14 protein-coding genes are annotated in these 13,238 nt (G+C 70.6%); 6 read left to right on the top strand and 8 right to left on the bottom strand.

The window, feature by feature from the left end:
• Positions 1 to 150: 150 nt before the first annotated feature.
• Entirely contained in the window at positions 151 to 1,107 is a 957-nt protein-coding gene (gene coaA, locus ACGG9C_RS14700; protein WP_071045573.1) for a type I pantothenate kinase, read from the bottom strand.
• A 57-nt stretch (positions 1,108 to 1,164) separates the two neighbouring features.
• Between coaA and ACGG9C_RS14695 the strand changes: the two genes are divergently transcribed.
• The gene (locus tag ACGG9C_RS14695; protein ID WP_071045593.1) at positions 1,165 to 2,109 is read left to right on the top strand and encodes a Ppx/GppA phosphatase family protein; all 945 of its coding nucleotides are present in this window, start codon (positions 1,165 to 1,167) and stop codon (positions 2,107 to 2,109) included.
• 34 nt (positions 2,110 to 2,143) lie between these two features.
• On the opposite strand, the gene ACGG9C_RS14690 is transcribed toward ACGG9C_RS14695, so the two are convergent.
• Positions 2,144 to 3,406, bottom strand: coding sequence for a S1C family serine protease (locus ACGG9C_RS14690; protein ID WP_194383661.1), 1,263 nt, complete (start codon positions 3,404 to 3,406; stop codon positions 2,144 to 2,146).
• 83 nt (positions 3,407 to 3,489) lie between these two features.
• Between ACGG9C_RS14690 and ACGG9C_RS14685 the strand changes: the two genes are divergently transcribed.
• Together ACGG9C_RS14685 and ACGG9C_RS14680 are read left to right on the top strand one after the other, a co-directional pair.
• On the top strand, positions 3,490 to 4,224 hold the full coding sequence (locus tag ACGG9C_RS14685; RefSeq protein WP_390178792.1) for a TetR/AcrR family transcriptional regulator: 735 nt from the start codon (positions 3,490 to 3,492) through the stop codon (positions 4,222 to 4,224).
• 229 nt (positions 4,225 to 4,453) lie between these two features.
• Positions 4,454 to 4,741, top strand: a complete 288-nt coding sequence (locus tag ACGG9C_RS14680; protein WP_194383663.1) for a GIY-YIG nuclease family protein — start codon at positions 4,454 to 4,456, stop codon at positions 4,739 to 4,741.
• A 143-nt stretch (positions 4,742 to 4,884) separates the two neighbouring features.
• Here ACGG9C_RS14680 and glmM read toward each other — a convergent pair whose 3' ends face one another.
• The 6 genes from glmM to ACGG9C_RS14650 form a co-directional block, all read right to left on the bottom strand.
• Complete coding sequence (gene glmM / locus ACGG9C_RS14675; protein WP_071045569.1) at positions 4,885 to 6,240, bottom strand: phosphoglucosamine mutase; 1,356 nt, start codon at positions 6,238 to 6,240, stop codon at positions 4,885 to 4,887.
• Between the two features lie 17 nt (positions 6,241 to 6,257).
• Entirely contained in the window at positions 6,258 to 6,740 is a 483-nt protein-coding gene (rpsI, locus tag ACGG9C_RS14670) for a 30S ribosomal protein S9 (RefSeq protein WP_071045568.1), read from the bottom strand.
• A 26-nt stretch (positions 6,741 to 6,766) separates the two neighbouring features.
• Positions 6,767 to 7,213: a 50S ribosomal protein L13 gene (rplM, locus tag ACGG9C_RS14665; protein ID WP_194383664.1), complete on the bottom strand. Its 447-nt coding sequence runs from the start codon at positions 7,211 to 7,213 to the stop codon at positions 6,767 to 6,769.
• Between the two features lie 420 nt (positions 7,214 to 7,633).
• Complete coding sequence (locus ACGG9C_RS14660; protein WP_390178791.1) at positions 7,634 to 8,269, bottom strand: CPBP family intramembrane glutamic endopeptidase; 636 nt, start codon at positions 8,267 to 8,269, stop codon at positions 7,634 to 7,636.
• Between the two features lie 119 nt (positions 8,270 to 8,388).
• Entirely contained in the window at positions 8,389 to 8,919 is a 531-nt protein-coding gene (locus ACGG9C_RS14655) for an LPXTG cell wall anchor domain-containing protein (protein WP_390178790.1), read from the bottom strand.
• Between the two features lie 221 nt (positions 8,920 to 9,140).
• On the bottom strand, positions 9,141 to 9,959 hold the full coding sequence (locus tag ACGG9C_RS14650) for a CPBP family intramembrane glutamic endopeptidase (protein ID WP_390178789.1): 819 nt from the start codon (positions 9,957 to 9,959) through the stop codon (positions 9,141 to 9,143).
• Between the two features lie 51 nt (positions 9,960 to 10,010).
• Here ACGG9C_RS14650 and ACGG9C_RS14645 point away from each other — a divergent pair, with 51 nt between their 5' ends.
• The 3 genes from ACGG9C_RS14645 to ACGG9C_RS14635 are packed head-to-tail and all read left to right on the top strand — an operon-like array spanning position 10,011 to position 13,220.
• Positions 10,011 to 10,601 (top strand): low molecular weight phosphatase family protein, encoded by a 591-nt coding sequence (locus tag ACGG9C_RS14645; RefSeq protein ID WP_390178788.1) that lies wholly within the window; start codon positions 10,011 to 10,013, stop codon positions 10,599 to 10,601.
• 57 nt (positions 10,602 to 10,658) lie between these two features.
• The gene (locus ACGG9C_RS14640) at positions 10,659 to 12,293 is read left to right on the top strand and encodes a polysaccharide biosynthesis tyrosine autokinase (protein WP_083336627.1); all 1,635 of its coding nucleotides are present in this window, start codon (positions 10,659 to 10,661) and stop codon (positions 12,291 to 12,293) included.
• Positions 12,294 to 12,299: 6 nt separating this feature from the next.
• The gene (locus ACGG9C_RS14635) at positions 12,300 to 13,220 is read left to right on the top strand and encodes a hypothetical protein (RefSeq protein ID WP_390178787.1); all 921 of its coding nucleotides are present in this window, start codon (positions 12,300 to 12,302) and stop codon (positions 13,218 to 13,220) included.
• The last annotated feature ends 18 nt before the right edge of the window (positions 13,221 to 13,238 follow it).

Below are 13,238 nucleotides of genomic sequence, written 5' to 3'. Positions count from 1 at the left end.
TCCAGAAGCTACTCTCGAACCCAACAAGCAACGGTGTTGCACTGACCGGCTGAATCCGCCACGCCACGCCTCCTCTTGAGCCGTGATCTCCTCGCGAAGCGTCGACAGCGCTGCGTCGGCGCAGCGGCGTCGGAAGCGTCGCCGCGCGGGTCAGAGCTTGCGCAGCAGCACGCTGGAAACCGCGTGATCGGCGGCCTTCTTGAGCACGAGGCTCGCGCGGTGTCGCGTGGGAAGAACGTTCTCGACGAGGTTCGGGAGGTTGATGTCGCGCCAGTACCCGAGGGCGCGCGGAACGGCTTCCTCGTCGGGAATCTGCGCGAACCGGTTGAAGAACGAGTTCGGGTTGCTGAACGCCGCCTCGCGCAGCGCGAGGAAGCGGTGCACGAACCACTGCTCGATGTCGTCGGGAGCGGCATCGACGTAGATCGAGAAGTCGAACAGGTCGCTCACCGCGACATCATTGGGCGCGGGCGGCGGCTGCAGCACGTTCAGGCCCTCGACGATGACGACGTCGGGGCGGCGCACGGTGACGTGCGCATCCGGGACGATGTCGTAACGCATGTGCGAGTAGAAGGGCGCCCGCACCTCGTCGGCTCCCGACTTCACCTCGGTGAGGAAACGCACCAGGGCGCGCCGGTCGTAGGACTCCGGGAAACCCTTGCGATCCATCAGACCCCGCCGCTCCAGCTCGGCGTTCGGGTAGAGGAATCCGTCGGTGGTGACGAGCTCGACGCGCGGTGTGCCGGGCCAGCGGCTCATCAGTTCGCGCAGCAGCCGGGCGATGGTCGACTTGCCGACGGCGACCGACCCGGCGACCCCGACGACGAAGGGCGTCGTGGAGTCCTGCTCGCCGAGGAACGTGCTCGTGTCCACGCCGAGGGCCTTGGTGGAACTGGCGTAGAGCGACAGCAGCCGACTGAGCGGCAGGTAGACCTCCGCGACCTCGGTGAGGCTCAGACGGTCGCCGATGCCGCGGATCTGCACGACCTCGGTCTCCGTCAGCGGCTGGGCCAGTCCGCCCGCCATCCGGGCCCACTCGTCGCGCTCGATCTCGCGATACAGCGAGAGCGCGGGGGTCTGCGGTGTCACCTGGTCGTCGATCGACATCCGCCCCATCGTATCCATGCGGTGCGCCCGGACCCGCCGCGTCGGTACGCTGGCGACGTGCGCCTGGGAGTCCTCGACATCGGTTCGAACACCGTCCATCTGCTGGTGGCGGATGTGAGCCCGGGCGGCCGTCCTCTCGCCACGACCTCGCAGCGTACCGTGCTGCGCCTCATGCGCTACCTCGACGACGACGGCGCCATCCGGCCCGAAGGCGTCGAGGCGCTCGTGACCGCGGTGCGCGAGGCGCGCGAGATGGCAGCCGCCGAGAACGTCGCCGAGCTGCTGGCCACCGCCACCTCCGCGGTGCGCGAAGCGGCCAACGGCCCCGCCGTCATCCAGGCGATCGAAGAGGCGCTCGACCAGCCGCTGCAGGTGCTGGGCGGCGAGACCGAGGCCCGCTACACGTTTCTCGCCGTGCGCCGGTGGTTCGGATGGTCGGCCGGACAGATCCTGCTGTTCGACATCGGCGGCGGATCGCTCGAGATCGCGGCCGGCGGCGACGAGCTTCCGGATGCGGCCGCATCGGTGCCGCTCGGAGCGGGCCGGATGACCCTCCGGTACATGCCCGACGACCCGCCCGGCGAAGACGCGGTGGACCGGCTCCGCAAGCACGCGAAGAAGAAGCTCGAACCGCTCGCCGACACCTTCACCTCGCTCCCCCGGCCCGATCATGTGGTCGGGTCGTCGAAGGCGATCCGGTCGCTCGCCAAGCTCGCCGGCTATCCCATGGCCGGATGGTCGGGCACCGAGCGGATGGTGCTGCCGCGACAGGCGCTGAAGGCCTGGATCCCGCGCCTGGCGCGCATCCCTGCCGACGCCCGACAGGAGCTGCCCGGTATCACCGCCGACCGCACCCTGCAGATCGTCGCGGCCGCCGTCGTGCTCCACCAGGCCATGAAGGTGATGGAGGTCGACGAGCTGGAGGTGTCGCCGTGGGCTCTCCGCGAGGGCGTCCTGCTGCGCTACATCGAGTCGCTGTCATGGAGCGCCCCCGCGGTGTGACACCGGTGTGGCCGGGCGATCAGGCCGACCGCGATCAGGCCGGACCCTCGATCAGGGTCACGCTCGCCGACTGCGTCGCGCCGGAGGAGTCGGTCCACGTGATCGTGACGATCTCACCCGGGTCGTAGCCGGCGAGGACCTCGGCGAGCTCCGTGGTGTCGGCCACCGCCGTGCCGTCGACCGCGGTGATCGTGTCGCCCGCGGCCAGGCCTGCGTCGGCGGCCGGAGTGCCCGCGATCACGCCGGCGATGGTCGCGCCGGACGTCGTCGTCGTCTGGGTCGAGCCCGACCCCGACCCGCCGTAGCCGCCGTAGCCGGTGCTGGTGGCCGCGGCGGTCTGCACGCCGAGGAACGCGGAGTACCCCACGGTCACGCCGTCGGATTCGTCACCGGCGAGGATCTGCTCGACGATGGCCAGCGCATCCTCGATCGGAACCGCGTACCCGACGGTGACGACGCCGCCGACCGACGCGGCGGTGGTCATCCCGATCACCTCACCCTCGTCGTCGAGCAGCGCTCCGCCGGAGTCGCCCGAGACCACGTCGGCGAGCACCTCGATCATGCCGTAGAGCGTCTCACCCGCGGTCGTGCCCGACGACGCGGTCGTCACCGACGACTCGAGGGCGGTGATCTCGCCGTCCGCGGCCATCAGCACGCCGCCGCCCTCGGCGTTGCCGACCGCGGTGACGGCCTCTCCGACGGTCTCGTCGTCGTCGTCGATGGCGGCGACCTCCAGCCCTGACGCCCCCTCCAGCTGCAGCAGGGCGACGTCGGAGTCCTCGGAGGTTCCCACGAGCGTGGCGGCATAGGTCTCTCCGGTGGTCGCGATCGTCACCGAGATCTCGGTCGCGCCGTCGATGACGTGGTTGTTCGTGAGGATGAGGCCGTCCTCGGTCAGCACGATTCCGCTTCCCGCAGCGGCTGCCTCGCTGTATCCGAGAACCGTCTCGATGATCACGACACCGGTCGACTCATCGTCGTTCGCCTCGGTCGCCTCGCTGACGGAGGTGGTCGTACCGGATGTCTGGCTGTCGTCGCCGTATCCGCTCCCGTCGCGGCCACCGCCGCCCCACGACGGCGCCTGCGGCACGGCGGGCGCTGCGGCGACGGTCTGCGTCGTGTCGGATGCGGCGGAAGCGGTCGCTGTCACCCCGACCACGGCGGTCGTCGCCAGGGTCGCCACCGCCACACCTGCGCAGGCGACGATCACCGGCCGTCGGTACCAGGGCCGTGCGACGGTCGTCGCATCAGCCTCCTGCTGCGAGGTCTGCTGTGCGGTGGAGAGGTTCTCGTCCATGGGGTGCCGTCCTTTCGAGGTGTTGCCCCTAGGACACCAACCCCGCTCATGCGGGAACCCTGGCGCGCTTCAGCGTTGCCTATGTGTGCCGGCTCGAGTCTGACGGCATCGTCGCCGCGACCGTCCCTCGCAGCCGGGATAGGTTGGAACAGCAACGTCGGGAGGGGAGCCGGACTTCGTATGTCTCCGTCGACGGCACGGGGCGCGAAGCGACGCGCAATCGGGTCCTGGGCGCCGCGTACGAGGTGTTTGCCGAGGTCGGGATCGACGCGGCGACGGTCGAGGCGATCTGCGCCCAGGCGCACTTCAGCCGCGGGGCCTTCTACTCCAACTTCGCCTCCAAGGACGACCTGTTCCTCGAACTCATCGAGAAGGTCACGAACGATCGGATGCGGCGGGCAGCGGGCTTCGCGCACGCCTTCGGCGATGCGTCCGCGGCGGCGCCGATGCCCGCCGACCCCGCCGACGTGGTGCGCGCGATCGCGGACATGGCGACCGAGGACCGCACCGGCGTGCTGCTGATGGCGGAGGTGCGCATCCGCGCCATGCGCGACCCGGCGATCGCCGAGGCCTACCGCACGTTCAAAGAGCGCACGCTGGCGCAGATCGCCGACATCCTCGGTCTCGCGCTCCGCGCCTACGGTCTCTCGCCGCGCATCGCTTCTGCGACCCTGGCGAGGATCGTGCTCGAGACGTGGGAGACCGCATCGATCGACGCGGTCATCGCGGGCGAGGATACGGCCGGGATCTCGGCCCTCGTCGCCGCGCGAACGGCCGAGATCGGCCTGCTCTTCGCCGATGAGGACGGCGGCGGATAGCCGGGGCCGGCCCGCGTTTCGTCTCGGTCGCTCCGCTCCCTCGCTCAACGACCGGAAGGGGTACCCCACCTCCCCGGCCCCGGTCGTTGAGCGAGCGAAGCGCCCCTGCCGGTCGTTGAGCGAGCGAAGCGAGACGAAACGCCCTCCCCACCCCGTGGCCCCGCGCACACGCCCACAGATCCGCGGCACAGACGAACACCGCCGTCGGCACCGCCGCTACGGTCACCCGATGGGGTTCCTCTACATCCTCCGATGCGCCGACGGCACGTTCTACGTCGGAAGCACCCGCGACCTCGACCGGCGCGTCACGCAGCACCAGGCCGGCATGGGCGCCGCGTACACCTCCCGCCGACTCCCCGTCGAGCTCGCGTGGAGCGGCGAGTTCGCGCGGATCGACGACGCCTTCCTGTGGGAGAAGCGTATTCAGGGATGGAGCCACGCGAAACGCCAGGCGTTCATCGACGGCGGCCTCGACGCCGTGCGCGGCTGGAGTTCGCGAGGGCGCGGCGGCGGATAGCCGGGGCCGGCCCGCGTTTCGTCTCGGTCACTCCGCTCCCTCGCTCAACGACCGGAAGGGGTACCCCACCTCCCCGGCCCCGGTCGTTGAGCGAGCGAAGCGCCCCTGCCGGTCGTTGAGCGAGCGAAGCGAGACGAAACGGGTCAGAGAGCGAGACGCTCGGCGACCACCGACGCGAGGGCGTCGGCGTGCGAGCGCGCGTCATCCTCCGACGCCGCCTCCACCATCACCCGCACGAGCGCCTCGGTTCCGGATGCGCGCAGCAGCACGCGACCCGACTCGCCGAGCGCGCGCTCGGCGTCGACGACCGCCTGCGCGACGACGGGATCCCCGACCCGCGAGCGGTCCACATCCTTCACGTTCACGAGCACCTGCGGGTACACCGTCATGACCGATGCGAGCTCCGCGAGCGTGGCCTTGCGGTGCGCCATCTCCGCGGCGAGGTGGAGGCCGGTCAGCAGCCCGTCGCCGGTCGTGGCGTATTCGCTCATGATGACGTGACCGGACTGCTCGCCGCCGAGGGAGTAACCGCCGGCGTTCATCCTCTCCAGCACGTAGCGGTCGCCGACCGCGGTCTGCTCGACCCGGATGCCGTGCTCGGCCATTGCACGGTGCAGGCCGAGGTTGCTCATGACCGTGGCCACCAGCGTGTCCTGCGCGAGATGGCCGCGCTGCTTCATCGCCACGGCCAGGATCGCCATGATCTGGTCGCCGTCGACGACCGTGCCGTCGGCGTCGACGGCCAGGCACCGGTCGGCGTCGCCGTCGTGGGCGATCCCCAGGTCGGCGCCGAGGCGCACGACCTCCGCCCGGAGCGCGTCGAGGTGCGTCGAGCCGACGCCGTCGTTGATGTTGAGTCCGTCGGGGTCGGCACCGATCACCGTGACCGTCGCCCCGGCATCGGAGAAGGTCTCGGGTGAGACGCCGGATGCCGCACCGTGCGCGCAGTCCAGCACGACGTGGAGACCCTCGAGGCGATGCGGAAGCGAGCCCAGCAGATGCACGATGTAGCGGTCTTCCGCGTCGGCGAACCGGCGGATGCGGCCGACGCCGCCGCCGGTCGGCTGCAGCTTGGGGCCGTCCATGGCCGCCTCGATGCGCTGCTCGACCACATCGGGGAGCTTGACACCGCCTCGGGCGAAGATCTTGATGCCGTTGTCGGGTGCCGGGTTGTGCGAGGCGGAGACCATCACGCCGAAGGCGGCGTCGGTGTCGGCGATGAGGAACGCCGCGGCCGGCGTGGGCAGCACGCCGGCGTCGAGCACGTCGACGCCCGATGAGGCGAGACCGGCCGAGACGGCGGCGGTGAGGAACTCACCCGACACGCGCGGGTCGCGGGCGACCACCGCGGTGAGGCGCTTGCCGGCCGCGCGTCGCGCGTCCGCCGTACGACCCTGGCCCAGGACGACCGCGGTCGCCTGGGCCAGGGAGAGAGCGAGATCGGCGGTGAGGGGGCCGTTGGCCAGCCCCCGCACCCCGTCCGTACCGAAGATCGGCATGGAGGACGGTTGCTCGATCAGCGCTTCGAGTACTGCGGCGCCTTGCGGGCCTTCTTGAGTCCCGCCTTCTTGCGCTCCTTGACGCGCGCGTCACGGGAGAGGAAGCCGGCCTTCTTCAGCGCCGGACGGTTGTTCTCGGCGTCGATCTCGTTCAGCGCACGGGCGATGCCGAGGCGGAGCGCACCGGCCTGGCCCGAGGGGCCGCCGCCGTGGATGCGCGCGATGACGTCGTAGCCGCCCTCGAGGCCGAGGAGGGTGAACGGGTCGGTGACCAGCTGCTGGTGCAGCTTGTTCGGGAAGTAGTCCTCGAACGCACGGCCGTTGATGGTGAGGGTTCCCGAGCCGGGGATCAGCCGCACGCGGGCGATGGCCTGCTTGCGGCGACCGACGGCGGCGCCGGGGACCGAGAGCACGGGGCGCTCGGTGGCCACGACGGCCTCGTCGGCCGGGGTCTCGGTCGAGAAGTTGGAGATGTCTGCGGTGTCCTGGATGTTCGCCACGAGTGTGTCCTTGTCTGAGGCGGCGCTTACTGGGCGACCTGGTCGAGGGTGTACGTCTGGGGCTGCTGCGCGGCGTGCGGGTGCTCTGCGCCGGCGTACACCTTGAGCTTCGACAGCTGCTGGCGGCCCAGGCTGTTCTTGGGGAGCATTCCGCGCACGGCCTTCTCGACGGCGCGGACGGGGTTCTTCTCGAGAAGCTCCTCGTACGACACGGCCTTCAGACCGCCCGGGTAGCCCGAGTGGCGGTAGGCCATCTTCTTCTGGAGCTTCTGACCGGTGAGGGCCACCTTGTCCGCGTTGACGATGACGACGAAGTCGCCCATGTCGACGTGGGGAGCGAAGGTCGGCTTGTGCTTGCCGCGGAGCAGGGCCGCGGCGTGGGAGGCGAGGCGGCCGAGAACGACGTCGGTGGCGTCGATGACGAGCCACTCGCGCTGAGCTTCGCCAGCCTTGGGGGTGTACGTGCGCGTCACAATAGTGCTGCTTTCTTGATCGAACGGAGAGGTTCGTGAATCCCGCTCCGGTGGTCGTTCCGCGGCGGATGCCGGGTGAACAGGCCGGTGGAGGGCTCACGTTCGCGGTGCCGCGCCAGCAGGGCGCAGACACCAAGGGTCCACACTACGGCATGGCGAGCGGATCGGCAAAACACTCACCGAGCCGAGGTCGGCAGGGTTGCGGTTGGGCGCAACCCTGCCGCCGTCGACCCCCGGAAGATGGGGCGACTCGACGCGCCTCGCGGCGCCCCCGAGCCGCTGAACCCAGTCAACAGCGATTGGGGTGTATGTCAGGAGTTGCAACCTTCCCCAGCAGCAATCCGACACTGTCATTCAACGCGCGGACAACGGCGTAATCAAGGGCGGTTGCGCAACGCGCCCGCAAGATTCCAGCATGACTTACACGAGGAGCAGGATGACACCGCTCGCGTTGAAGCCCAGGTGCGCGACGACCGCCGCGGTGAGGCGGCCGGTCGCGGCCGCCAGAGAACCGCACCCGATGCCCACCGTCACCCCGGCGACGAGGATCGCCCACGTCGGCGTCACCCCGATCGCACCCACGTGCAGAAAGACGAACAGGGCCGTGGTCACGGCGATCGCCGCGATCCGCGAGAGCCAGGCTCCCCCGCCGATCTGCGTGGTCGCGCGCTGGATCAGACCGCGGAAGAACAGTTCCTCGACGATGGGCGATACGGCCACATAGCCGACGACGAGCACGGCGACTCCGACAACCGTCTCGAGGGCGCCGGCATCCAGTGTCGCTCCGCCGAGGCTCCCCGTCGTCGGCACGATGAGCTCGACGAGCCCGCGCATCATCACCGCGAGCGACAGACCGAGCAGCACGTCGATCCCGCGCGTCTCGATCCTTCCGCGCGCGCTGAGCCCCTCCGAACGGGAGGCGCCGATGCGAGCGGCGCCGACGACAGCGAGCGCCATCGGCGCGTTGATGAGCACGATGTCCACCAGCGACACCGCCCACGCCGGCCACCCCGTGAGCGCAGATCGCCAGGACGATGACAGAGCGATCACGATCACCGTCGCGATCAACCCCGCGCCGGCGGCCCCGAGCGCCGACCACGGGCGGTCAAAACGAAATGACGGAAGTCCCGGGCGTGAACCCGGGACTTCCGTCATGGTGTCGCTCGAAGCGAGCGTCAGCTGTTCTGCGAGGCGCGACGGCGAGCAGCCGCAGCGGTCACGGCGATGCCGCCGAGGCCGACGGCGCCGATACCGAGCCAGATGGCACCCATCGGGACGTCGCCACCGGTGGCCGGCAGCTCACCCGAGTCGGAGTCGGAGTCGCTGTCGGCGGTCACGGTGATCTCGGTGGTCGCGATGACGTTGCCGTCGAGGTCGGTGAGGACGACTTCGTAGGTGCCCGCGCCACCACCGGTGAAGGTGGCGGAAGCGGAGCCGTCGACGACATCCTTGGTGACCGAGTAGACGGTGTCACCCGATGCGGCGTAGGCGATCGAGGTGAGCGAAGCGCCTGACGGGCCGGTGATGGTGAAGACGACCTGGTCGTAGGCTTCGAGGCCCGTGAAGGTGATGATGGTCGACTGGCCCGGCGCGATGACCGGGTCGGAGACGGCGCCACCCGACGGGGTGTAGGCGGTTGCGGCGGCTGAACCACCGAGGACGAGCGCGCCGGCGATAGCGAGCGCAGCGAAAGACTTCTTGAACACGGGACTCCCAACAGTTCCGAGTGGCGGCAATATTCTCGAGGAAGCGGCCTGCAGACCCCCGCCCGACGAGTGGCTGAAGTTACCTGTGTGACTGCTGTGTATACGAGAGGCTACCCCCTCATGTACCTCAAGGCTAGAGCCTGGGAACTCGCTGACCAAACTCGCTGCGTAAACGTCCTGTAAACGAATGTGCCGGCGGCGGGTCTGCGCAGACCGCGAATTCACCCCAGCGCGGTGCCCGCGAGGGCCAGCCCTACCCACGCCGCATTGAAGACCGCGTGGGTGAGCACGGCGGCCCAGATGCGCCCGGTGAGCATCACGAGAGCGCCGCACACGAGGCCCAGCAGCCCGATCGACACCACCTGGTCGACGGCGAGCTCACCGAGCAGCCCGTGCACCACGACGAACAGCCCGCTCGAGAACAGCACCGCCGCGGTCCCCGCTACAGCTCTCCCGCACGGGCGACGAAGCACCGTGTAGAGCGCGACGAGCACGACCGCGCGGAAGAAGAACTCCTCCACCAGCGGGGCGACGACGACCGGCGCGACGACGTCGGTGAACACCCACCCGTCCGGCAGCTGCCCGCCGAGCCGCTCCAGCTGAGGGAAGGCCTCGTCGCCGCCGGTTGCGGCGGCGAGCCATCCCTGCAACAGCCGAAGCATCAGCCCGAGCGCCACACCGAAGAGCAGATCGACAGTGCGCAGGCGCAGCAGGCCGACCGGGCGCGAGCGGGTGAGCGCGAACACGACGGGCGCGAGCATGCCGAGCCACAGCAGCGCCATGGCCGCCGCCGACCCCCACGCCGTCGGCCAGAGAAGGGATGCGGCGGTCGCCGCGAGCACGCCGACACCGAGGCCGGCGAGCGCGGCGGCCAGGACCCACTCCCGCCACCGACGGACCGTTCGTCCCCCCAGCCGCCAGTCGGTGCGACGCTCGCGACGGCGCGAACGGCTCCGCCGCGTGGGCTCTCCGTCGGGAGCCGGGAGCTCCTCGATGAGCGCGGCGGTCGACGCGGTGTCGTCGCTAGAGTGGGCGGGCACGCGAACACGCTACCGGGGCCGCCCGGATCTGAGGTACGCGAGGAGACTTGGTTGGTCGAGCTCATCACCGTCTGCACGGGCAACATCTGTCGTTCCCCGCTCGCGGCGCAGCTGCTGCAGACGCGCCTGCCCGGCGCCACAGTGACGAGCGCCGGCACGCGAGGACTACCCGCCGCCGAGATGACACGGGAGGCCGCCTACCTCGCGCAGCACCTGGGAGTGCCGGCGGAGGTCTCCGCGTCGCACCGGTCGCGGTTCCTGCACGAGGCGCACCTCGCCTCCCCCGACCTCATCATCACGATGACCCGCGAGCACCGCCGCGAGATCGCCGAACTCGCCCCCTCGCGGCTGCGTCACACCTTCACCGCGCGCGAGTTCGCCCGTCTCTCCGCCGTCACCTCCGACGACGACCTGTTCGCCGCCGCTGCGGCCGCAGGAACCGACGCCGGCCAGCGGCTGCGGGCCGCGGCCGAGGTGCTGTCGGCGCGGCGCGGCCTCATCCCCCCACCGCCCGACCCGAACGACGACGACGTCGTCGACCCTTACCGGCAGGAGTGGAGCGTGTACCAGCGGTCGGCGGCACAGCTCGTTCCCGCGATCGACGCCGTCGTGCGCGTCGTGCGGCTGGCTGCCCCGTCATGAATCGACTCACGCCGCGTCATCGGCTGTAACAACGGCTGTGGCAGGATTGGCGCCAGTATGGAGCTCACCGATTACATCCGCATTCTGCGCAAGAACTGGCTGATCATCGTGATCGCGACGCTCCTGGGCGTCGGCACCGCCGCCGCGTACTCCCTCACCCGCGAACCGCAGTACGAGGCCTCGAGCACCGTCTTCGTGTCGACGCAGTCGGGATTCAGCGTGTCTGAGCTGCAGCAGGGCGCGAACTTCACGCAGTCCCGCATGACCACCTACGCCGAACTGGTCACCAAGCCCATCGTCACGAACCCCGTGATCGCGGAGCTCGGCCTCGGTGTCACGTCGGACTCCCTGTCGTCGAAGGTCGCCGCCTCGAACCCGCTCAATACGCAGCTGGTGACGATCACCGTCACCGATCCCGACCCGGTGCAGGCGGCGAACATCGCCAACGCGCTCGGCGCGAGCCTGTCGTCGGCGGTCGAGTCGATCGAGAACACCACCGGTGCCGAGACGAGTCCGGTGCGCCTCACGCGCGTCGAAGACGCCATCCCGCCGCTCAGCCCCTCGAGCCCCAACGTGCCGCTGAACCTCGCGCTCGGCGCCCTGGTGGGCCTGGCCATCGGCGTCGGTGTCGCCGTGCTCCGCTCGGTCGTCGACACGCGCATCCGCACGCCGCGCGACGTCGAGCTGGTCACCGACACGCCCCTGATCGGCGCCATCGCCTTCGACCCGAAGGCGAAAGAGCGTCCGCTCATCGTGCACGCCGACCCGCTCAGCCCGCGCGCGGAGTCGTTCCGCACCATGCGCACGAACCTGCAGTTCCTCGACATGGAGGGCCGCTCGAGCTTCGTCGTGACCTCGAGCGTGCCGAGCGAGGGCAAGTCGACCACGACCATCAACCTGGCGATCGCCCTCGCGGATGCCGGCAAGCGCGTCGCGCTGCTCGACACCGACTTGCGCAAGCCGAAGGTCGCCGAGTACCTCGGCATCGAGGGCGGCGCGGGCCTGACCGACGTGCTGATCGGCCGGGCGCGGGTGGGCGACGTCATGCTGCCGTGGGGTCACCGCAGCATGTACGTGCTGCCGGCCGGGAAGATCCCGCCGAACCCGAGCGAGCTGCTCGGATCGAAGCAGATGGAGACCCTCCTCAGCGTGCTGGAGCGCGACTTCGACGTGGTGCTGTGCGACGCGCCGCCGCTCCTGCCGGTGACCGACGGCGCCATCCTCGCCAAATCCACATCGGGCGCGATCGTGATCGTCGCCGCCGGACGCACGAACCGCCACCAGCTCGGCGGCGCGGTCGACGCCCTCGGCACGGTCGGGGCGAAGATCGCCGGTGTCGCGCTGACCATGGTCCCGACGCGCGGCCCGGACTCGTACTACGCCTACGGCGCCGGATACGGCTACGGGTACGGCTACCGCGAGCAGCCCGAGAAGAAGCGCGGCACGCGCCGTACCCCCGGTCCCGCTCCCGTCGAGCCCGAGACCGAGGCGGCTCCGATGGACGAGAGCTTCTTCGGGCTCGCGGCACCGGATGCCGCCGACCAGACCGCGCCGGATGCCACCGCCGACGCCGCGCCGCGCCGCCGATCGACGGCCACGCCCCCGGTTCCGGCCACGCGCGCCGAGGCCGCGAACGCCGCGCCCGAGCAAGCGCCGGAGGATGACTCCGCCTGGCGCCCGTCCGCCCCGTAGCCTGCGATGGCCGGGGGAAGATCGGGCACGCCGGCGGGTGCCCAGTGGGGCGCGGTCGCGCTCGTCGTCGTACTCGCGATCGTCGTCGGCGCCGTCGCCTACATCGCGTACGACCGGGCCAACCCGGACGGCGGCGCTCAGAGCGCGGCGCCGGTCCCCACGTTCAGCCTCGGCGTGGAGTCCGCGTCTCCGACGCCGACCGAGACCTCGCCCGACGTCGCCGTCGCCGCGCGTGAGGACGATCGCTTCCTGTCGATCGGCTCCGGCGTCTGGTGGCGTTCCACCGCGGGGATCTGCGGGGGCGATGAGCCGCTCGTGGAACGATCCGACGACGGCGGTCAGTCGTGGACGGATGTGACCGGCCGCTACCGGGACATCACCGCGGTGGCGGCACTCGACGCGTTCGCCGAGACCGAGGCGGAGATGGTCGTCGCCGTGGGCGAGGGCTGCGAGACCCAGGGCTGGCGCACCTTCACGCAGGGGGCGTTCTGGGAGCCGTACGACGATCTCGTGCTGTCGGCGGCGCGCTACATCTCCCCCGCCGACGCCGGAGTGGTGGAATTGCCGTCGGGTGCGATCGACGCGCCGTGCGCCGACGCACGCGGCCTTCGCGCCGCCGGTGACGTGGTGGCGCTGGTGTGCGACGCGCAGGCCTGGGTGCTCGACCCCGACGGAGTGACCTGGGCGACGCTCGAGACCGATGGCGCCGCCGCTGTCGCCGTCGACGGAGCCGACGTCATCGTGGCGGGGGTCGCCGCCGACTGCGCCGGCATCGCGCTGACCCGCTTCGCCGGCGCCGACCCCGCACAGCCGGTCGCCGCGGGATGCGCCGACGAGGCCGACGTGACCGCACCGACGGCCATCGCCGTCACCGGCGAGGGCACCGCGGTGTGGGCGGGCGAGACACTCACGACCATCAGCGGCTGACCGGACGCATCCGTCGCC

The organism is Microbacterium sp. MTN4-26 (genome assembly GCF_042846595.1).
In the GTDB taxonomy this organism is placed as follows: Bacteria; Actinomycetota; Actinomycetes; order Actinomycetales; family Microbacteriaceae; genus Microbacterium; species Microbacterium luteum.
The sequence above is the reverse complement of the archived record's forward strand: the minus strand, read 5'-3'. Positions and strand labels throughout refer to the sequence as shown.